This is a genomic window from Sphingomonas sp. GW821-FHT04B01, from assembly GCF_059420425.1.
Genome location: NZ_JBWKTR010000003.1, coordinates 382,896 through 407,274, shown reverse-complemented (window position 1 = coordinate 407,274; position 24,379 = coordinate 382,896). Strand labels below are relative to the sequence as shown.

Below are 24,379 nucleotides of genomic sequence, written 5' to 3'. Positions count from 1 at the left end.
TAACCATCGGGGATATCACGCATAAGCGTCAACCGCTGCGTGGCGTTCCGTTGAGCGTCACCGGTTGCGGGCCTTGCGGCGTCGCCTCCAGCGTCGAATCGCCGCCGAGCACGCGATATAGCGTGACGCGATTGCTCGCACCCGTCAGCGTCGTGGTGATCAGCGTGCGCTGCGCGGTGTAGAACGAGCGCTGCGCATCGAGGCTCGACAGGAAGGTGTCGATACCGCCCTGATAGCGCGCGTTGACGAGTTGCAGCGTATCCGCCGCCGCCGCCTGGAAATTGGTCTGGGCACGCAGCTGGTCGGCGATCGTGCCCTGCCGGGCGAGCGCGTCGGCAGTTTCCTGGAACGCGGTCTGGATCGTCTTTTCGTAGGTGGCGAGCGCGGCGTCGCGCTGCGCCTCGGTATAGCGGACGTTGGCGCGGCCGGCGCCCGCCTGGAAGATCGGATAGCTGACCGAGGGCGCGACCGAATAGTTGAACGCGCCGCCGGCGAACAGCGACGACAGCGCGGTGCTGGCGAAGCCGACGAGCCCGGTCAGCGAGATGCGCGGGAACAGCGCGGCGCGCGCCGCGCCGATCTCGGCGTTATAGGCACGCAGCTGATATTCGGACTGGACGACGTCGGGGCGGCGCAGCAGCACGCCGCTGTCGATCCCTGCGGGCAGCGTCGCGATCGTTGCCTGCGCCTCGTCGATCGAGACGGGGAGCAACGTCGGGTCGACCGGTGCGCCGACCAGCAATTGCAGCGCGTTGACGTCTTGCGCGACCAGCGTCTTCTGTTCGGCGAGATCGGCGTTGGCGGTTTCGAGGATCTGTTCGGCCTGACGCAGGTCCGTGCGCGCGCTGACCCCGCCCTCGAGCCGGGCGCGGGTGAGGCGGACACTGACTTGTGCGCTGGTCGCGGTGTCCTGCGCGACCTTGAGCAGGCTGCGGTCGGCGGCATAGGTCAGCCACGCGTCGGCGATGTCGCCGACCAGCGTCAGCCGGGTGGCGCGTGCCGCCGCCTCGGTGGCGAAATAGCGGTCGAGCGCGGCACGCGACAGCGACCGGATGCGGCCGAACAGGTCGAGTTCGAAGGCGGTCACGCCGAGTTGCGCGGAAAAGGCGCTGTTGCCGTTGCCGGTGGTGGTGATCGTGCCGGTCGAGCCGTTGCCGGTGCCGACGCCCGTGCCGGTCCCCGTATTGCCCGTGCCGGTGTTGCCCGTCCCGGTATTGCCGGTGCCCGTATTGCCGGTGCTGCCGCTGCTCGCGGTGCTGCGCGCGCCGTTGCCGCCGCCCGAATAGGTGTAGCGGCCCGAGGCGTCGACCGCGGGGAACAGATCGGCGCGCTGGATGCGATATTGCGCACGCGCCGCGGTGATGTTGGCGGCGGCGACGCGCAAGTCGCGGTTGTTGACCAGCGCCTGGTCGATCAGCGTCTGGAGCCGGCGGTCCTTGAAGATGTCGCGATAGGTGAAGGCGGGCAGGGTCGCCTCGCTTTGGCGCAGATAGGCGTCGCCGACCGGCCACGACGTCGGCACCGGCGTTTCTGAGCGGACGTATTTGGGCTCCATCGAACAGGCCGACAGCGCGGTCGCGGCAAGCGCCAAAGCGAGGATCGGGCGGGTCATCGGGCGGGCTCCGGCTCGGCGGCGGGCGGCATCGGCGGGGCGGGGGGCTCCTTGTCCTCCTTGCCGCCCTGATGGCCGGTCGGGCGGCCGCGCAGCTTGGCGATGCCATCGCGGACGCCGCGGCGGACGAGCACGAAGAACAACGGGATGTAGAAGATCGCGAGGAAGGTCGCCGACAGCATGCCGCCGATCACCGCCGTACCGATCGCGATGCGGCTGTTGGCACCGGCACCGGTCGAGATCGCCAGCGGCAGCACGCCGAAGATGAAGGCGAAGCTGGTCATCAGGATCGGCCGCAGACGGATCTTGGCGGCTTCCAGCGCGGCGTCGAAGACGCGCGCACCCTTGCGCTCCGCCTGTTCGGCGAATTCGATCATCAGGATCGCATTCTTGGCGGCGAGGCCCATCGTCGTCAGCAGGCCGATCTGGAGATAGACGTCGTTGGTCAGCCCGCGCAGCGTGACGAAGGCGATCGCGCCGATCAGCCCGAGCGGGATGATGAGCAGCACCGCGAAGGGGATCGACCAGCTCTCGTACAGCGCCGCGAGGCATAGGAAGACGACCAGGATCGACAGGCCGTAGAGCAGCGGTGCCTGGCCGGAGGACAGCCGCTCCTGATACGACAGGCCCGCCCAGCTCACCGAGGTGCCGGGGATCTGCGACGCCAGCTCGGCCATCCGCGTCATCGCGTCGCCCGAACTCTTGCCGGATGCGGCCGAGCCCTGGAATTCATAGGAGGAGATGCCGTTGAACCGCGACAGCGTCGTCGGCGCGGTCGCCCAGCCGGTGCTGGCGAAGGACGAGAAGGGCACCATCTGCCCGTTCGAGCCGCGTACGAACCATTGCTTCAGGTCCTCGGGCGAGGCGCGATATTGCGCATCGCCCTGGACGTAGACGCGCTTGACGCGGCCCCGGTCGATGAAGTCGTTGACGTACTGGCCGCCCCAGGCGGTGGTCAGCGTGCTGTTGGCGTTGCTCTGCGTCAGGCCGAGTGCCGACAGCTTCTGCTGGTCCATGTCGACGCGCAGCGTCGCGATGTCGGGCAATTCGGTGAGGCGCACGGAGGCGAGCATCGAATCGGCATTGGCCATCGCCAGCAACTTGTCGCGCGCGGCGTTGAACTGGTCCTGCGAGAGGCCGCCGGTGTTCTGCAGCTCCATCGTGAAGCCGTCGGACTGGCCGAGACCACGGACCGCCGGCGGCACCAGCGCGAACACCTGCGCGTCGCGCAGTCCACGGAAGGCGGCGGAAGCGCGACCGGTGATGGCGTCGGCGGTATTCTCCTTGCCCTTGCGCTCCGACCAGTCGACGAAGTTGAGGAAGCCCTGGCCGGTATTCTGGCCGCTCGCGCCGCCACCGCCGCCGCCGGCGACGGTGAACAGCACCGAGGCGTTCTTGCCTTCGTTCTGGATGAAGTAATTCTCGACCTGCTTCTGCACCTCGATCGTCCGCGCCTGGGTGGCGCCGGCGGGCAGGCGGAACTGGACGATTGCCGAGCCCTGATCCTCGGTTGGCAGGAAGCCGGTGGGCAGGCGCAGGAACAGGATCGCCAGCAACGCGACCACGCCGAGATAGATCAGCAGGAACAGCCATTTGCGATCGACGACCGCGCGCACCGCATTGGTGTAGCGCTCGACGCCGCGTTCGAAATTGGTGTTGAACCAGGTCGACGCCTTGGTCCCCCAGCCGGCGACGCGCGGGAAGCGGCGCTTGAAGCCCTGCGCCTCCTCGGCCTCCTGCGACTTCTGCTTGAGCAGCGAGGCGGTCAGCGCCGGCGACAGGATCAGCGCGACGAGCACCGACAGCACCATCGCCGCGACGATGGTCAGCGAGAATTGGCGATAGATCACGCCGGTCGAGCCGCCGAAGAACGCCATCGGCAGGAACACCGCCGACAGGACGAGCGCGATCGCGATCAGCGCGACGGTGATCTCGTTCATCGACTCGATCGTCGCCTCGCGCGGGCTCATGTCGGGATTCTCCTCCATGAGCCGCTCGACGTTCTCGACGACGACGATGGCGTCGTCGACGAGCAGGCCGATGGCGAGGACGAGGCCGAACAGCGTCAGCGTGTTGATCGAGAAGCCGGCGAGATGGAAGACGGCGAACGTCCCCAGCAACACCACCGGCACCGCGATCGTCGGGATCAGCGTTGCGCGCCAGCTCTGCAGGAAGACGAACATGACGATGACGACGAGGATCACCGCCTCGATGAGCGTCTTGACCACCTCTTCGATCGACAATTCGATGAAGGCGGTGGTGTCGTTGGCATAGGCCACCTTGAGGCCGGGCGGGAAGGTCTTGGCGACGCGCGCCACCTCGGCCTTGACCAGCTCGGCGGTCTCGAGCGCGTCGGCGCCGGGGGCGAGCAGCACGGCGATGCCCGCGCCGGGATGGCGGTTGATGCGGCTGACCGAGGCGTAGCTTTCCGCGCCGAGTTCGATCCGCGCGACGTCCGACAGGCGGACGGTGGCGCCCGAGGGCAGCGTCTTGACGATGATCTGGCGGAATTGTTCGGGGGTCTGCAGACGCGACTGGGCGGTGACGGTCGCGTTGAGCATCTGCTCGGGCGCGGAGGGCAGGCCGCCGACCTCGCCCGCCGCGACCTCGGTATTCTGGTTCTGGATCGCGGTGCTGATATCGGCGGGGATCAGCGAATAGCTGGCGAGCCGCGACGGATCGAGCCAGATGCGCATCGCATATTGCGAGCCGAAGACGTTGACGTCGCCGACGCCGTGGACGCGGCCGAGCGGGTCCTGGAGGTTGGAGACGAGATAGTCCGACACGTCCATGTTGGTCCGCTGGTCGGTCTCGTCATAGACGCCGACGATCAGCAGATTGTCGGGGTTGGACTTGCGGACGACGAGGCCCTGCTGCTGCACCTGTTGCGGCAGGCGCGCGACGCCCTGCTGCACCTGGTTCTGCACCTGCACCTGCGCGATGTCGGGATCGGTGCCCTTCTCGAACGTGGCGGTGATCGTCACCTGGCCGCGGCTCGACGAGGACGAGGCGAAATAGAGCAGGCCGTCGATGCCGGTGAGCTGCTGCTCGATGATCTGCGTCACCGAATTCTGCAGCGTCTGCGCGTTGGCGCCGGGGAAGGTGGCGCGGATCGACACCTGCGGCGGCGCGACGTCGGGATATTGCGCGATCGGCAGGCTGAGGATCGAGCCGACGCCGGCGAGCATGACGATGATCGCCAGCACCCAGGCGAAGATCGGGCGATCGATGAAGATGCGGCTGATCATAGGACGACACAGCCTGACGCGGTGATGAGAGACCGTTCGCCCTGAGCCAGTCGAAGGGCAGCGCCGCGAACGGAACGCGCGTTGATGGCAACCCGTGCTTCGACAGGCTCAGCACGAACGGGGGAAGGATATGGCATCAGGCTCAGCCCGCCTTGCTTTGGGCGTTACCCTGTTGGCCGTCCTTGCCCTGCGGCGGTTTGACCACCTGCGGGCTGTTCGCCGGCACCGCCTTGATCTGCGCATTCGGCTTCAGGTTGTTGAGCCCCTGCGTGATGACCTTGTCGCCGGCATTCAGGCCGGACGTGACCACCCAAAAGCGGCCCTGCGTCCGCGAGGCGGTGACGGGCTTCTGCACCGTCTTGCCGTTCGGTCCGACCAGCATCACCGTCGCGGCGCCCTTGGCGTCGCGGGTCAGCGCCTCCTGCGGCACCAGGAAGGCGCGCTGGTTGATCGACTGGGCGAAGCGGGCACGCACGAACATGCCGGGCAGCAGCAGCCCCTGCGGATTGGGGATGCTGGCGCGCAGCGTCACCGTGCCGGTCTCGGTGTTGACCAAGGCTTCGGAGAATTCGACGCTGCCGGTCTGGCCGTAATCGCTGCCGTCCTCCAGCTTGAGCCGCACCACCGCGCGGGTCGGCACCACGCCGTTCTGGGCGAGGCTGCGGCGCAGCGCGAGCATGTCGGCGGCGGACTGCTGGATGTCGACGAACATGGGGTCGAGCCGCTGGATTTGCGCGAGCGGATCGGTCTGGCTCGCCGACACCAGCGCGCCGACGGTGAACAGCGAGCGGCCGATCCGTCCGGTGATCGGCGCGGGCACGGTGGTGAATTTGAGATTGATCCGCGCCGTCTCGAGCGCCGCGCCGGTCTGCGCGACCGAGGCGGTCGCCTGCCGCGCGGTGGCGACGGCGTTGGTATATTCCTGTTGCGAGACCGCCTGGATCGCGGCGAGCGGCTTGTAGCGTTCGGCCTGCACGCGCTGCGCTTCCTGATTGGCGCGCGCACTCTGCAGATTGGCCTGCGCCTCGTTGACCGCAGCGCGATAGAGGCGCGGGTCGATCTCGTAGAGCGGCTGGCCGCGCTTCACCAGCGAGCCTTCGGTGAAGAAGCGGCGCCGGATGATGCCGTTGACCTGCGGCCGTACGTCCGAGCTTTCATAGGCGTTGGTACGCGCGGCGAGTTCGGTGACCATCGCCGCGTCGGTCGGCTGGACGACGACATAGCCGACCGTGGTCGGCCCCTTGTTCGGACCACCCGCACCGCCCTTGCCCTTCGATTGCGACTCGCCGCCTCCACCGCAGGCGGCGAGGGTCAGCAGGACCACGGCAGTAGCGGCGCCGGCACCTAGCCGGCGGCCCCGAAAGGATAATGTGGTCAAGTATGTCACCCGGCTCGTGTCTCGACTCGCGCAGCCGTGACCGGCGCGACAATGCGTGGCCATGGCGATTGGTTGCTCTTGCTGGCCCATTGGCGGGGATCGTGGCGTAAAAGCAACCCGACACCCATGTTATTAATGTCGCAATTTGTCGCAGTGTGGAAAGGAGCCGGCATGGACGCGGACACGGAAAAGGCGCGCGCCGGTGCGGCCGCCGCACAGGAGGTGCAGGACGGCATGCTGGTCGGGCTGGGCACCGGATCGACCGCCGCGCATGCGATCGCGGCGATCGGCGCGCGCGTCGCGGCGGGGCTGCGCATCCGCGCGGTCGCCACCTCGCGCGCCAGCGAGGCGCTCGCGCGCCGCGCCGGCATCGCCATGCTCGACTTCGCCGACGTGCCGCGGCTCGACCTGACGATCGACGGCGCCGACGAGATCGATCCGCGCTTCTTCGCGATCAAGGGCGGCGGCGGCGCGATGCTGCGAGAGAAGGTGGTCGCCGCCGCCTCCGACCGGATGGTCGTCATCGCCGACGGCGGCAAGCGCGTCGCCGCGATCGGCGCCGGCGCACCCGTGCCGGTCGAGATCCTGCCGTTCGCCCGCGCCTCGCTGCTGGCGCGGCTGGGGGAGGGGGCGGTGCTGCGTCCCGGTCCCGACGGGCCGTATGTGACGGACAATGGCAACAACATTGCCGATTGCCGGATCGACCTGCAAAACCCCCGCGAATCAGCGGCTTGGCTTGACGGAATTGCCGGTGTCCTGGGCCACGGACTGTTTCTGGACGAGGTCGATGCCGCCTATTTTGCCCAGGATGGGACCGTTTCGCGGCTGGAACGGCTCGATTAGTCTCGCTAAGGCCGATCCAACCGCAACAGATCGGGCGTGCAGGCGTTCGACGCAGGGTAAGAGCGAGGGCCTTTAATCCCATGACCGATACCAACACCGCGATCCACGAAGACGGTTCGCTGGAACGCCTCACGATCGATACCATCCGCACCCTGTCGATGGACGCGGTACAAAAGGCCAATTCCGGCCACCCCGGCACGCCGATGGCGCTCGCGCCGGTCGGCTATACCTTGTGGTCGCAATTCCTGCGCTACGATCCCGCCAAGCCCGACTGGCCGAACCGCGACCGCTTCGTGCTGTCGGTCGGCCATGCGTCGATGCTGCTCTATTCGCTGATCCACCTCGCCGGCATCGAGGAGATCGACGCCGAGGGCAACAAGACCGGGCGCCAGGCGCTGACGCTCGACGATCTCAAGGGCTTCCGCCAGCTCGCCTCGCGCACCCCAGGCCATCCCGAATATCGTCACACCACCGGTGTCGAGACGACGACCGGGCCGCTCGGCGCGGGTTGCTCGAATTCGGTCGGCATGGCGATCGCCGAGCGCTGGCTCGCCGCGCGCTACAACCGCCCCGAGTTCACCCTGTTCGACCATGACGTCTATTCGCTGTGCGGCGACGGCGACATGATGGAGGGCGTCGCCGCCGAGGCCGCCAGCCTCGCCGGTCACCTCAAGCTGTCGAACCTCTGCTGGATCTACGACAGCAACCATATCTCGATCGAGGGCGGCACCGAGCTGGCGTTCGACGAGGACGTCGGCCTGCGCTTCCAGGCCTATGGCTGGAACGTCATCCACCTCGACGACGCCAACGACACCAAGGCCTTCGCCAAGGCGATCGAGACGTTCAAGGCGACGAACGACCGGCCGACCTTCATCGTCGTCCATTCGGTGATCGGCTGGGGCAGCCCCAAGGCGGGCAGCGAGAAGGCGCACGGCGAACCGCTCGGCGAGGACAATGTCCGCGCCACCAAGAAGGCATATGGCTGGCCCGAGGACAAGGACTTCTACGTCCCCGAAGGCGTCGCCGAGCATTTCAAGGGCGCACTTGCCGACCGCAGCACCGGGCTGCGCGAGGAATGGGAAGCCAATTTCGCCAAATATGGCGAAGCCTATCCTGACCTTGCCGGCGAGCTGAAGCTGATGCTCAGGGACGAGCTGCCCGAGGGCTGGGACGCCGACATTCCTGAATTCCCCGCCGACGAAAAGGGTCTCGCCAGCCGTGACTCGGGCGGCAAGGTGCTCAACGCGCTTGCCAAGCGGGTGCCGTGGCTGATCGGCGGCTCCGCCGATCTGTCGCCGTCGACCAAGACCGACATCAAGGGCGCGGCGTCGTTCGAGCCCGGCAATTACGGCGGCCAGAACTTCCACTTCGGCGTCCGCGAACATGGCATGGGCGGCGTGGTCAACGGCATGACGCTGTCGCACCTGCGCAGCTATGGTTCGACCTTCCTGGTGTTCGCCGATTACATGCGCGCACCGATCCGCCTGTCGGCGATCATGGAGCTCGCCAGCATCTGGGTGTTCACCCACGATTCGATCGGCGTCGGCGAGGATGGCCCGACCCACCAGCCGATCGAGCATCTCGCGACGCTGCGCGCGATCCCGGGGCTCGACACGATCCGTCCGGGCGACGCCAACGAGGTCGCCTATGCGTGGCGTGCGGCGCTGGAGGATGCGAGCCGTCCGACCGCGCTGATCTTCTCGCGTCAGGCGCTGCCGACGCTCGACCGCAGCAAATATGCGGCGGCCGAGGGGACGCTGAAGGGCGGCTATGTCCTCGCCGATTGCGACGGCACGCCCGAGGTGATCCTGATCGCCACCGGCAGCGAGCTGGCCTTGGTCGTCAAGGCACACGAGCAGTTGCTCGCCGATGGCGTGAAGAGCCGCGTCGTGTCGATGCCGAGCTGGTATCGCTACGAGCTGCAATCGGAAGAGTATAAGGAGAGCGTGCTGCCGTCGTCGGTGCCGTCGCGGCTCGCGGTCGAGCAGGCGGGCGAGATGGGCTGGCATCGCTATGTCGGATTGAAGGGCCGCACGATCACCATGTCGACGTTCGGTGCCTCCGCCCCCATATCGAAGCTGCAGGACAAATACGGCTTCACCCTCGACAATGTCGTCAAGGTGGCGCGTGAGATGCTGGAGACCAACAATGGGTAAGCTCAACGACCTGAGCGCCGCGGGCACCGCGGTCTGGCTCGATTTCGTCGATCGCAAGTTCCTCGAGGCCGGTGGCCTCGAGACGCTGGTGAAGGAGGACAGCCTGACCGGCGTCACCTCCAACCCGTCGATCTTCGAAAAGGCGATGGGGCATGGCGACGCCTATGACGCGACGCTTGCCGCCTTCGACAAGGAGAATTCCGGCGCGGCGACGATCGACCGCTACGAGCATCTCGCGATCCAGGACATCAAGGCGGCGGCGGAAACGCTCAAGCCCGTCTACGACCGGCTCGCCGGCAAGGACGGTTACGTCAGCCTTGAAGTGTCGCCGTATATCGCCGACGACACCGATGCGACGATCGCCGAGGCCGACAAGCTGTGGCATGCGGTCGATCGCGAGAATCTGATGATCAAGATCCCTGGCACGCTCGCCGGCGGACCCGCGATCAGCGCGACGATCGCCAAGGGCATCAACGTCAACGTGACGCTGCTGTTCGCGCTCGACGCTTATGTCCGCGTCGCCGAGGCCTATGCCGCCGGTCTCGAGGAGCGGGTGCGGCAGGGGCAGCCGATCGACAAGATCGCCAGCGTCGCCAGCTTCTTCGTCAGCCGCATCGATGCGGTGATCGACAAGGAGATCGACCGCCGCGTTGCCGAGAACGACCCCGAGGCGGAGACGCTGAAGGGTCTGCGCGGCAAGGTCGCGATCGCCAATGCCAAGATGGCCTATCAGTGGTTCCTCGACTTCGAGAAGTCGGATCGCTGGCAGGCGCTCGCCGCCAAGGGTGCGCAGCCGCAGCGGCTGCTGTGGGCATCGACCGGCGTCAAGGACAAGGCGTATCCCGACACGCTCTACGTCGACACGCTGATCGGCCGCGACACGGTCAACACGATGCCGCCCGCGACGATGGACGCGTTCCGCGAGCGCGGCACCGTCGCCGAGACGCTGACCGCCGACGTCGAGGACGCACGCCGCGTGCTCGCCGAGGCGGAGCGGCTCGGGCTCAACCTCAATGGCGTGACCGACACGCTGGTCGAGCAGGGCGTCGCCTCCTTCGCCAAGGCGTTCGACGACCTGCTGGGCTCGATCGCGGCCAAGCAGCCGGCAACGGCATGACCCGCCGCCCCGTCCTGATCCAGGGCGGGGCGACCCGCTCATCCTCCCGGTTACTCCGCTCGCAATCGCGCGGGGCGGCCGTCCCCATCCCACCGTCACCCCGGACTTGTTCCGGGGTCTACTCCGCAGCGAGGAGAACGGCTGGAGGTACGGGCGAAACCTCCGCGGCCCGGTGGACCCCGGAACAAGTCCGGGGTGACGGGTGGGAAGCTGAGATGCTCCGAGCCCGACCGCGCAAGCTCGGCGACCTTCGGCGAAACGCAGCGTCTCGCGACCCGTCGCAACTCCGACGCCGCCGCCCCGTTTATCACGCATCATAACAATCGGCAGGACAGCAAGCATGAAGATCGGACTGATCGGCCTCGGCCGCATGGGTGGCAATATCGCGCGCCGGCTGATGCAGGCGGGCCATGAGATCGTCGCCTACGACCGCAACGCGGACGCCGTACAGGCGCTCGCCAAGGACGGCGCCGAGGCGGCCAATTCGCTCGACGACGTGCGGGCGAAGCTCGACAGCCCGGCGATCTGGTGGGTGATGCTCCCCGCCGGCGGCCCGACCGAGGACACGATCGGCGCGATCGGCGAAGGCGCGCATGACGGCGACATCGTCATCGACGGCGGCAACACCTTCTACAAGGACGATATCCGCCGCGCCAAGGCGCTGGCCGAAAAGGGCGTCCATTATGTCGACGTCGGCACCTCGGGCGGCGTCTGGGGGCTGGAGCGCGGCTATTGCATGATGATCGGCGGCGATACCGAGACGGTCAACCTGCTCGACCCGATCTTCGACGCGCTCGCGCCGGGCCTCGGCACCATTGCGCGCACCCCGGGCCGCGTCGCCGACGTCGTCGATGAACGCGCCGAAAAGGGCTATATCCACGCCGGCCCCGCCGGCGCCGGCCATTTCGTCAAGATGATCCACAACGGCATCGAATATGGCCTGATGCAGGCCTATGCCGAGGGTTTCGACATCCTGAAATCGAAGAACAGCGACAAATTGCCCGAGGACGAACGCTTCGACCTCAACATGACCGACATCGCCGAAGTCTGGCGTCGCGGCAGCGTCATCTCGTCGTGGCTGCTCGATCTCACCGCGATCGCGCTCGCCAAGGACGAGAAGCTGGAAGGCTTCTCGGGCAGCGTCGCCGATTCGGGCGAGGGTCAGTGGACGATCGACGCGGCGATGGAGGAGAAGGTGCCGGCCAACGTGCTCACCGCCTCGCTGTTCGCGCGCTATCGCAGCCGCGTCGAGCATACCTATGGCGACAAGGTGCTGTCGGCGATGCGCTTCGGCTTCGGCGGCCATGTCGAGATGCCGCAGTGAGTCCGCCGATCCGGCTGGTCGTGTCCGACATCGACGGTACGCTCGTCGACAAGCAGAAGCAGCTCACCCCCGCCACGACCGAGGCGGTGCGCCGGCTCGAGGCGGCGGGGATCGGCTTTACCGTCATCAGCGCACGGCCGATGTCGGGAATCCTGCCGATCGCCGAGACGCTGGCGATCGATGCGCCGATGGCGGCGTTCAACGGCGGTATCATCTTCCGCCGCGACGGCAGCGTCGCCGAGCATCATATCGTCGACGAGGCGGTGACGCGCGGCGTGATGGCGATCGCCGCCGACAGTCCGGTCGACGTCTGGGTCTTCGCCGACAACCTCTGGTATGCCTCGACCGACGTCGGCGCGCATATCGACAGCGAACGGCGCGCGTCCAATCAGGACGCGATCGTCACCAGCGACTTCGCCGAACTGCTCGACCATGCCGACAAGATCACCTTCGTCAGCGACGATCATGCGATGCTCGCCACGCTCGCCGAACGCTGCAAGGCGGCGCATGGCGGGGATGCGACGATCGTCCAGAGTCAGGTTTATTATCTCGACGTCACCGCGCTGGCGGCCAACAAGGGCGACGGGCTGATCGCGCTCGCCAAGACGTTCGACCAGCCGCTCGACGCGGTCGCGGTGCTCGGCGATCAATATAATGATGTCCCGATGTTGGAACGCGCCGGCCTCGCAATTGCCATGGGCAATGCGCCCGATCCGGTTAAGTCTATTGCTCATGAGGTTACGAGCGGCAATGACGCGGACGGCGTCGCGCACGCGATCGACACCATCATCTTTCCCCGCATTGGAGTGGCTGCATGAAACAACTGGTTGCCTTCGACCTCGACGGAACGCTGGCCGAGAGCAAGCAGCCCCTGCAGGAACCGATGGGCGAAGCGCTCGCCGACCTGCTCGGCGTAGCGCATGTCGCGGTGATCTCGGGCGGCGACTGGCCGCAGTTCCAGAAGCAGGTGGCGAGCCGCCTGCCGGCGCGCGCAGACCTGTCGAAGCTGTGGCTGATGCCGACCACCGGCACCAAGCTCTACACCTATCGCGACGGTGCTTGGAATCCAGTCTACGCCGAATTGTTCGACGACGAGACCAAGGCGAAGATCCTCAAGGCGTTCGACGAATCGCTCGAGGCGACCGGCTTCACTCCCGAACAGACCTGGGGTGAGCGGATCGAGGATCGCGGCAGCCAGATCACCTTCTCCGCGCTCGGCCAGGAAGCGCCGATCAAGGAGAAGGAGCATTGGGATCCCAAGTTCGAGAAGCGCAAGGTCATTCAGGCCGATCTCAAGCAGCGCCTGCCGGGCCTGTCGATCAACATGGGTGGCGCGACCTCGATCGACATCACGCGTGAGGGCGTCGACAAGGCCTATGGCCTCAAGAAGCTGCGCGACGAGAGCGGCATTCCGCTCGACAGCATGATGTTCATCGGCGACGCGATCTTCCCGGGCGGCAACGACTATCCCGCGAAGGAACTCGGCCTCGACACGGTCCGCGTCCGCGACCCGGAGGAAACGATCTCGGTCGTCACCGCGATCGTCGCCTGCCAGAAATAAGCCCTCAGGGCTGCAATCGATACAGCCCCACACCATGGGGCGGGATCGGCCGGGTGAAGCGATGGCTTGCCCGGCCGATCGTCTGTCCGGTCCACAGGTCGGTCGCGGTGACCGTGGCAGGTAGGCCGAGCATCGCGAGTGGCAGGCCTACATCCATCGGTTTTGCCGTCGTGTTGAACAATGCGACGTAGACACCGGCGCCATCCACCGGGCGCGCCGACCAGATGCGCGTTCCGTCGGCGACGAAGTGCGGGCGGTTGTCGCGGCTCGCCTGATTGACCGCAAGCACCGCGCGATTGGTGAGCAGCGCCAGCGTCGGGGCGTCGAGGTGGCGCAGGTCGCCGCCCATGATGAGGGGCGAGCGGGCGATCGCCCATAAGGTCATCAGCGTGCGCTGTTCGTCGGGGGTGAATTTGGTCGCGCGGGCGCCGAGCGCGAGCTGGCCGAGCGGCAGCATGTCGGCGTCGGGCCAGCCGCCGCTGGTGTCGACCGCGTGCCAATTCTCCAGCCTTGTGAATTGCGCCTCCAGCATCGACCATTCGTCCCAGAAATCGTCGCTGATCCGCCACATCTGCGCATGGCGGCGGACGTGGTCGGCGCGGGCCACCGGCGTCTCGCCGGGGGAGAGGCTGAGCACGATCGGTCGGCCGCTACGCTGGATCGCGGCATGTGCCGCCTCGATCTCCGGGGCGTGCGCGTCATAGGGGCGGCTCATGTCGTCCATCTTGACGAAATCGACGCCCCAGCCGGCGTAGAGCGCGAACACGCTGTCGTAATAGGCCTGCGCGCCGGGGCGGGTCATGTCGACGCCGTACATATCCGGGTTCCACGGGCAGATGCTCGCCGTGTCGGCGATGTCCTTCGCCCGGTAGCGGGTGCCGAAGACGGGCAGGTTGCGCTCGACCGCGAGGCGCGGAATGCCGCGCATCAGGTGGATGCCGAAGCGCAGGCCCATCGCATGCACGTCGGCGGCGAGTGGCGCGAACCCCTTGCCGCCTGCGCTCGACGGAAAGCGATTGGGGGCGGGGAGCAGGCGGCCGTAGCCGTCCAACGTCGGTTGCGGCGTGTCGCTATAGGTGTAGCTCGACGCGCCGGGTTCGTACCATTGGATGTCGATGGTGAAGACGTCGTAGCCGAAGGGCAGCAGCTTGGCCTGCATGATCGCGGCGGTTTCGCGGGCCTGCGCCTCGTTGATCGTCGTCGCGAAGCTGTTCCAGCTGTTCCAGCCCATCGGCGGGCGCGGGGCGAGGGGGGCAGTCGCCGCCGATGCCGTGCCGGCGGTGGTCGCGGCAAAAGCGGCGGCGGTGCCGGCGCCGAGCAAGGCACGGCGGTTGAGATGCGGCTGGGTCATCAGTCCTCTCCAAAGCAAAAGGGCGCCCGATCGTTGCGGGCGCCCTTCCTATTCTAACAAATCACCCCGTTTGCCCCGAGCTTGTCGGAGGGCCTTGCGTCCCATGGTGCTTCGACAGGCTCAGCACCAACGGATCGGGGGTGGTACGTCTTACGCGCTGTAATACATATCGTACTCGACCGGCGACGGGGTCATTTCCCAACGGGCGACCTCGCCGCGCTTGATCTCGACATAGGCCTCGATCTGGTCCTTCGAGAAGACGTCGCCCTTGAGCAGAAAGTCGTGATCGGCTTCCAGGCTGTCGAGCGCCTCGCGCAGCGAACCGCAGACGGTCGGCACCTGGGCGAGCTCTGCCGGCGGCAGGTCGTACAGGTTCTTGTCCATCGCCTCGCCCGGATGGATCTTGTTCTGGATGCCGTCCATGCCCGCCATCATCAGCGCCGCATAAGCGAGATAGGGGTTGGCCATCGCGTCGGGGAAACGGATCTCGACGCGCTTCGCCTTGGGGCCGGTGCCATAGGGGATGCGGCAGGAGGCCGAACGGTTGCGCGCCGAATAGGCGAGCAGCACCGGCGCTTCGTAACCCGGCACCAGCCGCTTGTAGCTGTTGGTAGTCGGGTTGGTGAAGGCGTTGACCGCCTTGGCGTGACGGATGATGCCGCCGATGAAAAACAGGCACATCTCCGACAGGCCGGCATAGCCTTCGCCCGCGAACAGCGGCGTCTTGCCGTTCCAGATCGAGAAGTGCGTGTGCATGCCCGAGCCGTTATCTTCCTTGATCGGCTTCGGCATGAACGTCGCCGACTTGCCATAGGCGTGCGCGACCTGGTGGACGACGTATTTGTAGATCTGCATGCGGTCGGCGGTGGTGGTCAGTGTGCCGAAGGTCATGCCGAGCTCGTGCTGCGCGGCGGCGACCTCGTGGTGATGCTTGTCGCAGGGGAGGCCCATCTCGATCATCGTCGAGACCATCTCGCCGCGGATATCGACGGCGCTGTCGACCGGCGCGACCGGGAAATAGCCGCCCTTGGCGCGCGGACGGTGGCCGAGGTTGCCGCCCTCATATTCGCGCCCCGTATTGGTCGGCAGCTCGATATCGTCGATCTTGAAATAGGACGCGGCATAGTTCGTGTCGAACTGCACGTTGTCGAACATGAAGAATTCGGCTTCCGGCCCGACGTACACGGTGTCGCCGATGCCGGTCGTCTTCAGATAGGCCTCGGCGCGCTTGGCGGTCGAGCGCGGATCGCGGGCGTAGAGCTCGCCGGTCGAGGGCTCGACGACGTCGCAGAACACGATCAGCATCGGCGTCGCCGAGAAGGGATCGGTGTAGACCGCGTCGAGATCGGGCTTGAGCACCATGTCGGACTCGTTGATCGCCTTCCAGCCCTCGATCGAGCTGCCGTCGAACATCAGGCCGTCGGTCAGCTCGTCCTCGCCGATCAGGCCGGCGACCATGGTGAGATGCTGCCATTTGCCCTTGGGGTCGGTGAAGCGCAGATCGACCCACTCGATCTCTTCTTCCTTGATCTTGTTCAGAATGTCGTTGGCGGTGGCAGCCATGATCAGCTCTTTCCTTATCGGTGCCCCGGCGACGGCCGGGATCGTGTCGTAACTAGGCGACCCCGACGGACATCGGGGTGACAATTCGGTGACGGTTTAGATCGCGGCCTCGTCGCGTTCGCCGGTGCGGATGCGCAGCGCGGCCTCCACCGGGATGACGAAGATCTTGCCGTCGCCGATGCGGCCGGTCTGCGCGGCATTGGCGATCGCCTCGACCACGCGATCGGCGAGCGCATCGTCGACGACGACCTCGAGCTTCACCTTGGGCAGGAAGTCGACGACATATTCGGCACCGCGATAGAGTTCGGTATGGCCCTTCTGGCGGCCGAAGCCCTTGGCCTCGGTCACGGTGATGCCGCTGACGCCGATCTCGTGCAGTGCTTCCTTCACCTCATCCAGCTTGAACGGCTTGATGATGGCTTCGACCTTCTTCACGGCAATATGCCCCCTAGCGGAGCCCGCGCTCCGAGCGCGGACAGTGCACCAAACGTGCCAGCCCAAGCCTCTCGGGGCAACCGGGATTCGGCGCGATTTGCTGCTTGGAAAACGGGCAGATGCGGCCGGTTTGCCCGTTGCGCGGGCATTGCCGCGGGATGCGGCGGGAGGAATGGGGTTACAGGATCGTGCGGACGGTTTCGGGTGGTCTGGCGAGGACGACGCCTTTGTCGGTCTCGACCAGCGGGCGCTGGATGATGATCGGGTTGATCGTCATGGTTTCGAGGATCGTCGCGTCGTCCGCGTCGCTCTCGGCGAGCGCCTTGGCGTCGGGCTCGGTGAGGCGCAGGCCGTCGCGCGGGCTGATGCCGGCGCGGGCGTAGAGACGCGCAAGCTCCGTTACGGTCGGCGGGTGCTTGAGATATTCGATGACGGTGACGTCTGCGCCCGCGTCGGTGAGCAGCGCCAGCGTGTTGCGCGACGTGCCGCAGCGCGGATTGTGGTAGATGGTGGCGTGCATCGTTCGCTCCTAATTCCTCCCCGGCACGGGGAGGGGGACCGCCGGCCGCAGGCTGGTTTTGGAGGGGGATCGCCGCGGATGCAGCGTCCGTGGAAGCCCCCCTCCGTCAGCGCTGGCGCGCTGCCACCTCCCCGTGCCGGGGAGGATTTAGTCGGCCTGTTTGGCCAGCCATTCTTCCAGCCACTTGATCGTATATTGGCCGTCCTGAAACTCCGGATCGTCGAGCAAGGCCTGATGCAGCGGGATCGTCGTCGTCGGTCCCTCAATCACGAATTCCTCGAGTGCACGGCGCAGGCGGCGCAGCGCACCCTGACGCGTGGTGCCGTAGACGATCAGCTTGGCGATCATCGAATCGTAATAAGGCGGGACGCGGTAGCCGGCGTAGAGGCCGCTATCGACGCGGACGTGCATGCCGCCCGGCGCGTGATATTGCTTCACCAGACCCGGCGAGGGGGCGAAGGTGCGCGGATCCTCGGCGTTGATCCGGCATTCGATCGCGTGGCCGCGGAACTGGACGTCCTCCTGCCGCAGCGTCAGCGGATGGCCCTCGGCAATGCGGATCTGTTCGCGGACGAGGTCGAGACCGGTGATCATCTCGGTCACGGGATGCTCGACCTGCAGCCGGGTGTTCATCTCGATGAAGTAGAAGTCGCCGTCTTCCCACAGGAATTCGATCGTGCCGGCGCCGCGATAGCCCATGTCGGCCATCGCCTTGGCGACGATGCCGCCCATCCGCTCGCGCTCTTCGGCGGTGATGACCGGCGAGGGGGCCTCTTCGAGCACCTTCTGGTGGCGGCGCTGCAGCGAGCAGTCGCGCTCGCCGAGATGGATGGCGTTGCCGTTGCCGTCGCCGAAGACCTGGAATTCGATATGCCGGGGGTTGCCGAGATATTTTTCCATATAGACGGTGGCGTCGCCGAACGCCGCCTTCGCCTCGGTGCCGGCCTGCTGCATCAGCGTTTCGAGATGCTCGGGGCCGGTGCACACCTTCATGCCGCGGCCGCCACCGCCGCTCGCCGCCTTGATGATGACGGGATAGCCGATCTCCGCCGCCAGCGCCTTCGCCTCGGCGACGTCGCTGATCGCGCCGTCCGAGCCCGGCACGAGCGGCAGGCCGAGCGCGCCAGCAGTGCGCTTCGCCTCGACCTTATCGCCCATCGTACGAATATGTTCGGGCTTGGGGCCGACGAACAGCAGGTCGTGCATCTCGACGATCTCGGCGAACCGCGCATTCTCGCTGAGGAAGCCGTAGCCGGGATGGATTGCGTCGGCGCCGCTGATCTCGGCCGCCGAGATGATGTTGGGGATGTTGAGATAGCTGTCGGTCGCCGCCGGCGGCCCGATGCAGATCGCCTCGTCGGCAAGCCGCACGTGCATCGCATCGGCGTCGGCGGTGGAATGGACCGCGATGGTGGTGATGCCCATTTCGTGGCAGGCACGATGGATGCGCAGCGCGATCTCGCCGCGGTTGGCGATCAGCAGCTTCTTGATCGGGCGCATGCCTTACTCGACCACCACGAGCGGCTGGTCGAACTCGACCGGCTGGCCGTTCTCGATCAGGATCTGGCGGACGGTGCCGGCGGTCGGCGCGGTGATCGGGTTCATCACCTTCATCGCCTCGACGATCAGCAGCGTGTCGCCCGCGGCGACGGTGCTGCCGACCGCGACGAACGGCTTGGCGCCCGGCTCGGCGGAGAGATAGGCGGTGCCGACCATCGGCGACTTGACCGCATTGGCGGTGCTGACGGTCGGTGCCATCGCGCCGGCCTCGGCGGCGACGGGAGCCGCGGCGGGCGCGGGCGCGGCGGCCATCGGCTGCGGCGCATATTGGACGGGTGCGGCGACGGCGGCGGCCTTGCGCGCGACGCGGATCTTGCGGTCGCCTTCCTCCACTTCGATCTCGGTGAGGTGGGTGGCGTCGAGCAGTTCGGCAAGCTGGCGCACGAGGTTCACGTCAACCTGCATCGATTGGGTCTGGGCCCCGGAGTTGGTCTGGTCGGTCATGGGGGAGCCTCCTGTCAGAAGCGCGCCGCGGCTTCAAGCGCAAGGGTGTAGGAGAGCGCACCGAAACCGGCGATGGTTCCCTTCGCGGCGCGCCCGACGAAGCTGACGTGGCGGAAGTCTTCGCGGGTATGCGGGTTGGAGAGATGCACCTCGATGACCGGGGTCCTGATGCCCTTGATCGCGTCGTGGACGGCGATCGACGTGTGCGTGAAGGCACCGGCGTTGAGGATCACCGCCTTGGCACGGCGGGCCTGCGCCTCGTGCAGCCAGTCGACCAGATGGCCTTCGTGGTTCGACTGTCGCATGTCGATCTCCAGCCCCAGTTCGCGGGCGCGATCCTCGAGCTGGCCGGCGATGTCGTCGAGCGTGTCGGCACCGTAGATCTCGGGCTCGCGCGTGCCGAGCAGGTTGAGGTTGGGGCCGTTGAGGACGAAGATGGTGTCGGTCATGGCGCGGGCTTATCGCTGTTCGGCGGGCGGTGCAAAGACGGTGTGTTTTCACGCGAAGGCGCGAAGGCGCGAAGAAGGAAAAGGGTTGGTTCGCGCAGAGGCGCGGAGGCGCAGAGAGGGCGCGTGCGGGACGATCTCAGTCCTTTTCCGCGCAGCGGCTATCTACGGTCGCCCGGAAGAGGGAAAGCCCGCTGCCGCGGGCAATCCATCTCTGCGCCTCCGCGCCTCTGCGCGAACAAAGCGACCTTCCTCGCGCCTTCGCGCCTTCGCGCCTTCGCGTGAATCAGCTTTGCGAAGGTGGACACCGACGATCACGCGCCTAGATGGGGCGCCAAGGAGTTAAGCCTGATGCCCCATAGCGACGGAACGGTTTCGATCACGGTCAACGGCGCGCACAAGCGCGTCAATGCGGGGCTGAGCCTCGCCGAACTGGCCACCGAGCTGGGGCTGGTGCCGGAGAAGGTCGCGGTCGAGCGTAACCTCGAAGTCGTTCCGCGCTCGACGCTGAAGGACGTGCGGGTCGAGGACGGCGACGATATCGAGATCGTCCATTTCGTCGGCGGCGGCGATCACCAGAAGCCGATCGCGGACGACAGCTGGACGGTGGCGGGGCGGACGTTCCGGTCGCGGCTGATCGTCGGTACCGGCAAATACAAGGATTTCGCGCAGAACGCCGCCGCGCTCGAAGCATCGGGGGCGGAGATCGTCACCGTCGCGGTGCGCCGGGTCAACGTGAGCGATCCCAACGCGCCGATGCTGACCGATTTCATCGATCCGAAGAAGGTCACCTATCTGCCCAACACCGCGGGCTGTTTCGATGCGGAGAGCGCGATCCGCACGCTGCGGCTGGCGCGAGAGGCGGGCGGCTGGGACCTCGTCAAGCTCGAGGTGCTGGGCGAGGCGAAGACGCTGTATCCCGACATGCACGAGACGCTGCGTGCGACCGAGATCCTCGCCAACGAGGGCTTCAAGCCGATGGTCTATTGCGTCGACGATCCGATCGCGGCGAAGCGGCTGGAGAATGCCGGCGCGGTGGCGATCATGCCGCTGGGCGCGCCGATCGGGTCGGGGCTGGGCATCCAGAACCGCATCACGATCCGGCTGATCGTCGAGGGCGCGGGCGTGCCGGTGCTGGTCGACGCCGGGGTCGGCACCGCGTCGGACGCGGCGGTGGCGATGGAACTGGGCTGCGACGGCGTGCTGATGAACACCGCGATCGCCGAGGCGAAGGACCCGGTGATGATGGCGGCGGCGATGCGCGCGGCGGTCGAGGCGGGGCGGCTCGCCTATCGCGCCGGGCGGATGGGGCAGCGCCGCTATGCCGATCCGTCGAGCCCGCTCGCCGGGCTGATCTGACCGCCTGACGCATTTGTCACGGAACCGGTCCGTTCCCAACCCGTTGTCCTTGCTGTAGATCAAGCGGCCCGGTTGGCGGGGCGCGGTCATAGCAGGAGGTCCTCATGGGCGAGCTCACCGACAAGATCAAAGGCACCGTCAACGAAGCCATCGGCAACGCCAAGGAAGCCATCGGCAAGCACAATGACGATGCCAGCCTGACCGCAGAGGGCAAGGCCCAGCAGGCCGAAGGCAAGGGCGAGAAGTTCAAGGGCGGCGTCAAGGGCGCGCTCGGCGACAATATCTGACCTTCGGGTGAAATGACCGGCAAAGGGCCGTCCCGGGGAAGCGGGGCGGCCCTTTCCATATTCAACAGGGACGACGCAGATGAAGAAGATGATGATCGCGCTGAGCGCAGGCACGATGGCGCTGTCGCTCGCCGCATGCGGTGGCAAGGGCGATGACAAGCTGGGCAGCGACGTCAAGGCCGCGGCCGACAACCGTGCCGACTCGCTCGAAGCGCAGGCGGACAATCTCGAGGATCAGGCCAAGGCCGAACGCAAGAGCGCGAGCCAGCAGGCGGATGCGATCGACGATGCCGACGTCAATGCCGCGGCGATGTCGGACGGCGAGAAGGCCGCGTTGATCAACGGCAGCGACAAGCTGCGCTGACGGCATGGCCTGACCGGGGACAATTTTGTCCGGGTGACGGACACATCGGTTAATATGGCTTGTTAGTGTCTAATGACCACGCCGTACAATACTCCGTCCTCGGTCAGCCATGAACATGGTGAGATCATCGTCGATGGCCCCGATGGGGTCGCCGTGTCGCTGACGCCGGAGGCCGCGCTGATCACGGCGGGGCGGCTGGAGACCGAAGCGATCGATGCGCTGATCGAGCGCGGCCGGACCGTGACGACGAAACCGGCCGACGGATGACGATGCCCTTGCGGTTGCTGGTGGCCGAAAGCGAGCCGCCGGCGGCGCGCGAAACGCGGCGCGAGAGCGTCGGGCGCAGTTCGGGCGAGACGTTTCTCAAGCGGCTTGGAGCGCTGGTCCCCGATGCGGTCTGCGAGCGGGTCAAGCCGGCGGATCACGATGCGGCGGCGCCGGCGGGCGGGCTCGACGGCTATGACGGGGTGATCCTGACCGGGTCGCCGCTTCATCTGTACGAGGACACGCCCGAGGCGCGGCGCGAGATCGACTTCATGCGCGCGGTCTATCGGTCGGGGACGCCGGCGTTCGGGTCGTGCGCGGGCTTGCAGGTCGCGGTGGTCGCGGCGGGCGGCACCGTGCGGGCGATGGGCGCGCGACGCGAGGCGGGGTTCGCGAGGCGCATCGTGCGCCAGCCGGCAGGGCAGGATCATCCGCTGCTCGCCGGTCGGCCGCCGGCCTATGACGTGCCGGCGGTGCATAGCGACGAGGTGGCGACGCTGCCCGCAGGCGGCAGGCTGCTTGCCTCGAGCGGCGTCACCGAGGTGCAGGCGGCCGAGATCCGCCACGACGGCGGCATCTTCTGGGGCGTGCAATATCATCCGGAAATCTCGCTGCGCGAGGTCGCGGCGGCGCTGCGGCGGCAGGCGGACGATCTGGTCGCGCTGGGGCTGGCGCGAGACGCGCTCGACGTGGCGACGCATGCGGCGCTGGTCGAGGCATTGCACGACGCGCCCGACCGGCGCGATCTGGCGTGGCGGCTGGGCCTCGACGAGCAGGTGACCGAGCCGCGCACGCGGATGACCGAGTTGCGCAACTTCCTCGACCGGCTGGTGGTGCCGACCCGCGCGGCGCGCGGGCGGAGCTAGGCCGGTCGCTTACCGAGCGTGGTGGCGGGGGTGATCACGTCGACGTCGGTGCGCAGATGGAGCAGGCGGACGCCGCGCTGTTCGGTCGCGCGGGCGAGTGCGGGGGCGAAATCGTCGGTGCGCTCGACGGTCTCGGCCCAGCAGCCGTAGGCGCGGGCGAGCGCGGCGAAATCGGGATTGGCGAGCGTGGTGGCGGCGACGCGGCCGGGATATTCGCGCTCCTGGTGCATGCGGATCGTGCCATAGGCCTGGTTGTCGACGACCAGCACGAGCAGTTGCGCATCGTGCTGGACGGCGGTGGCGAGTTCCTGACCGTTCATCAGGAAGCAGCCGTCGCCAGCGAGCGCGACCACCTGCCGCTCGGGATAGCGGAGCGCAGCGGCGACCGCGGCGGGCAGGCCGTAGCCCATCGCCCCTGCGGTCGGCGCGAGCTGCGTGCCGGGGGCGGGATAGTGCCAATAGCGGTGCCACCAGCCGCTGTAATTGCCGGCACCGTTGCAGATGATCGTGTCGGCGGGAAGCTGTTCGCGCATCGCGGCGACGCAGGGGCCGAGGTCCATCGTAACGCCGTCGCGCGGCGCGGGCGTGGACCATTGCAGCCATTCGGCATGCGCCTCGCCACCGCCGGGATGGGGCGGGCCGTCGAGCGCGACCAGTGCCTCGGCGAATTCGGCCATGCCGGCGCAGATCGCCAGATCGGTGCGATAGGTCATGCCGAGTTCGTTCGCATCGGGATGGACGTGGACGAGGCGCTGGCCGGGGTGATCGGGGGTGATCAGCGTATAGCCGTCGGTCGTCGCCTCGCCGAGCCGCGCACCCGCGACGATCAGCAGGTCGGCATCCTTCACGCGCGCGACGAGCGCCGGATTGGGGCCGTAGCCGAGATTGCCGGCGTAGCTGGGGCAGGCGTTCGGGATGGCATCCTGCCGGCGGAAGGCGGTGGCGACGGGGACGCCGGTGCGATCGGCCCAGGCGGCGAAATCCTGCGCGGCGACGCCGTCCCAGCCCGCGCCGCCGACGATCGCGAGCGGCCGTTCGGCGGTGGCGAGCAGATCGGTGAGCTGTTCGAGCGGGGCTTCGTCGCAGCCCTGCGGCAGGCGTTCGACACGGGGCCGGTCGGCGACCGCAGCGGTGTCGCGCAGCATGTCCTCGGGCAGCGCCAGCACCACCGGGCCGGGCCGGCCGTTCATCGCCACCGCATAGGCGCGCGCGACATATTCGGGGATGCGCGCGGCATCGTCGATCCGCGCCGCCCATTTGGCGATCGGGGCGAACATCGCGGGAAAATCGATTTCCTGGAAGGCCTCGCGGTCGCGGGTGGTGCGGTCGACGTCGCCGATGAAGAGAATCAGCGGCTGCGCATCCTGCCGCGCGACATGGACGCCGATCGCGGCATTGGTCGCACCCGGCCCGCGCGTCACGAAGGCGATACCGGGGCGGTGGGTGAGCGTGCCGTCGGCGCAGGCCATATAGGCCGCGCCGCCTTCCTGCCGGCAGACCACCGTCGCGATGCCGGGCGCGTCGTGGAGCGCGTCGAGTACGGCGAGGAAGCTTTCCCCCGGCACCGTGAAAATCCGCTCACAACCCTGTGCAAGCAATTGATCGACCAGAATTTGGCCGCCGGTGCGCGAGATGGTCTCCATGGCGCGATCTTGCCCGGTCACGCCGCGGAAGTCGAGCG

The 24,379-nt window shown here is 67.2% G+C and carries 22 protein-coding genes; 11 read left to right on the top strand and 11 right to left on the bottom strand.

The features are described 5' to 3' along the window. Positions 1-28 precede the first annotated feature (28 nt). From AC07UH_RS10715 to AC07UH_RS10705, 3 genes are all read right to left on the bottom strand, one after another. Positions 29-1,612: an efflux transporter outer membrane subunit gene (locus tag AC07UH_RS10715; RefSeq protein WP_495179849.1), complete on the bottom strand. Its 1,584-nt coding sequence runs from the start codon at positions 1,610-1,612 to the stop codon at positions 29-31. Further along, positions 1,609-4,860 carry an efflux RND transporter permease subunit gene (locus AC07UH_RS10710; RefSeq protein WP_038660681.1) on the bottom strand — a complete coding sequence of 1,084 codons (3,252 nt, stop codon included), beginning with the start codon at positions 4,858-4,860 and terminating at the stop codon, positions 1,609-1,611. The genes AC07UH_RS10715 and AC07UH_RS10710 overlap by 4 nt, the downstream gene beginning before the upstream one ends. Before the next feature lie 142 nt (positions 4,861-5,002). Next, a complete protein-coding gene (locus AC07UH_RS10705) occupies positions 5,003-6,184 on the bottom strand; it encodes an efflux RND transporter periplasmic adaptor subunit (protein ID WP_245640851.1) in 1,182 nt (393 codons plus the stop codon). 189 nt (positions 6,185-6,373) lie between these two features. Here AC07UH_RS10705 and rpiA point away from each other — a divergent pair, with 189 nt between their 5' ends. From rpiA to AC07UH_RS10675, 6 genes are all read left to right on the top strand, one after another. Then, on the top strand, positions 6,374-7,081 hold the full coding sequence (gene rpiA / locus AC07UH_RS10700; RefSeq protein WP_495179850.1) for a ribose-5-phosphate isomerase RpiA: 708 nt from the start codon (positions 6,374-6,376) through the stop codon (positions 7,079-7,081). Positions 7,082-7,161: 80 nt separating this feature from the next. Then, positions 7,162-9,237, top strand: a complete 2,076-nt coding sequence (gene tkt / locus AC07UH_RS10695) for a transketolase (RefSeq protein ID WP_495179851.1) — start codon at positions 7,162-7,164, stop codon at positions 9,235-9,237. After that, positions 9,230-10,354 carry a transaldolase gene (tal, locus tag AC07UH_RS10690; protein ID WP_495179852.1) on the top strand — a complete coding sequence of 375 codons (1,125 nt, stop codon included), beginning with the start codon at positions 9,230-9,232 and terminating at the stop codon, positions 10,352-10,354. The genes tkt and tal overlap by 8 nt, the downstream gene beginning before the upstream one ends. A gap of 340 nt (positions 10,355-10,694) precedes the next feature. Beyond that, positions 10,695-11,678, top strand: coding sequence for a phosphogluconate dehydrogenase (NAD(+)-dependent, decarboxylating) (gene gnd / locus AC07UH_RS10685; protein WP_495179853.1), 984 nt, complete (start codon positions 10,695-10,697; stop codon positions 11,676-11,678). Next, positions 11,675-12,496 (top strand): Cof-type HAD-IIB family hydrolase, encoded by an 822-nt coding sequence (locus tag AC07UH_RS10680; protein WP_495179854.1) that lies wholly within the window; start codon positions 11,675-11,677, stop codon positions 12,494-12,496. Before gnd ends, AC07UH_RS10680 begins: the two co-directional genes overlap by 4 nt. After that, complete coding sequence (locus AC07UH_RS10675; RefSeq protein ID WP_137899599.1) at positions 12,493-13,239, top strand: HAD-IIB family hydrolase; 747 nt, start codon at positions 12,493-12,495, stop codon at positions 13,237-13,239. Before AC07UH_RS10680 ends, AC07UH_RS10675 begins: the two co-directional genes overlap by 4 nt. Before the next feature lie 4 nt (positions 13,240-13,243). On the opposite strand, the gene AC07UH_RS10670 is transcribed toward AC07UH_RS10675, so the two are convergent. The 7 genes from AC07UH_RS10670 to aroQ form a co-directional block, all read right to left on the bottom strand. Then, on the bottom strand, positions 13,244-14,590 hold the full coding sequence (locus tag AC07UH_RS10670) for a glycoside hydrolase family 27 protein (protein WP_495179855.1): 1,347 nt from the start codon (positions 14,588-14,590) through the stop codon (positions 13,244-13,246). Between the two features lie 150 nt (positions 14,591-14,740). Further along, a complete protein-coding gene (glnA, locus tag AC07UH_RS10665; RefSeq protein ID WP_137899601.1) occupies positions 14,741-16,153 on the bottom strand; it encodes a type I glutamate--ammonia ligase in 1,413 nt (470 codons plus the stop codon). A 96-nt stretch (positions 16,154-16,249) separates the two neighbouring features. Then, positions 16,250-16,588, bottom strand: a complete 339-nt coding sequence (locus tag AC07UH_RS10660; RefSeq protein ID WP_038660652.1) for a P-II family nitrogen regulator — start codon at positions 16,586-16,588, stop codon at positions 16,250-16,252. A 178-nt stretch (positions 16,589-16,766) separates the two neighbouring features. Next, complete coding sequence (locus AC07UH_RS10655; protein WP_495179856.1) at positions 16,767-17,108, bottom strand: arsenate reductase family protein; 342 nt, start codon at positions 17,106-17,108, stop codon at positions 16,767-16,769. 147 nt (positions 17,109-17,255) lie between these two features. Then, positions 17,256-18,608 carry an acetyl-CoA carboxylase biotin carboxylase subunit gene (gene accC / locus AC07UH_RS10650; protein WP_495179857.1) on the bottom strand — a complete coding sequence of 451 codons (1,353 nt, stop codon included), beginning with the start codon at positions 18,606-18,608 and terminating at the stop codon, positions 17,256-17,258. Positions 18,609-18,611: 3 nt separating this feature from the next. Beyond that, on the bottom strand, positions 18,612-19,112 hold the full coding sequence (accB, locus tag AC07UH_RS10645; RefSeq protein WP_038660644.1) for an acetyl-CoA carboxylase biotin carboxyl carrier protein: 501 nt from the start codon (positions 19,110-19,112) through the stop codon (positions 18,612-18,614). Positions 19,113-19,126: 14 nt separating this feature from the next. Next, positions 19,127-19,561: a type II 3-dehydroquinate dehydratase gene (aroQ, locus tag AC07UH_RS10640; protein ID WP_179509257.1), complete on the bottom strand. Its 435-nt coding sequence runs from the start codon at positions 19,559-19,561 to the stop codon at positions 19,127-19,129. A gap of 348 nt (positions 19,562-19,909) precedes the next feature. Between aroQ and thiS the strand changes: the two genes are divergently transcribed. From thiS to AC07UH_RS10615, 5 genes are all read left to right on the top strand, one after another. Then, complete coding sequence (gene thiS / locus AC07UH_RS10635) at positions 19,910-20,917, top strand: sulfur carrier protein ThiS (protein ID WP_081974343.1); 1,008 nt, start codon at positions 19,910-19,912, stop codon at positions 20,915-20,917. Positions 20,918-21,021: 104 nt separating this feature from the next. After that, the gene (locus AC07UH_RS10630; RefSeq protein WP_038660638.1) at positions 21,022-21,204 is read left to right on the top strand and encodes a CsbD family protein; all 183 of its coding nucleotides are present in this window, start codon (positions 21,022-21,024) and stop codon (positions 21,202-21,204) included. A 79-nt stretch (positions 21,205-21,283) separates the two neighbouring features. Further along, positions 21,284-21,568 carry a hypothetical protein gene (locus AC07UH_RS10625; RefSeq protein WP_495179858.1) on the top strand — a complete coding sequence of 95 codons (285 nt, stop codon included), beginning with the start codon at positions 21,284-21,286 and terminating at the stop codon, positions 21,566-21,568. Between the two features lie 72 nt (positions 21,569-21,640). Then, positions 21,641-21,835 (top strand): hypothetical protein, encoded by a 195-nt coding sequence (locus tag AC07UH_RS10620; RefSeq protein WP_038660633.1) that lies wholly within the window; start codon positions 21,641-21,643, stop codon positions 21,833-21,835. After that, positions 21,832-22,698: a type 1 glutamine amidotransferase gene (locus AC07UH_RS10615; protein WP_495179859.1), complete on the top strand. Its 867-nt coding sequence runs from the start codon at positions 21,832-21,834 to the stop codon at positions 22,696-22,698. Before AC07UH_RS10620 ends, AC07UH_RS10615 begins: the two co-directional genes overlap by 4 nt. On the opposite strand, the gene AC07UH_RS10610 is transcribed toward AC07UH_RS10615, so the two are convergent. Continuing rightward, the gene (locus tag AC07UH_RS10610; RefSeq protein WP_495179860.1) at positions 22,695-24,341 is read right to left on the bottom strand and encodes a thiamine pyrophosphate-binding protein; all 1,647 of its coding nucleotides are present in this window, start codon (positions 24,339-24,341) and stop codon (positions 22,695-22,697) included. The genes AC07UH_RS10615 and AC07UH_RS10610 overlap by 4 nt on opposite strands. Positions 24,342-24,379: the final 38 nt, after the last annotated feature.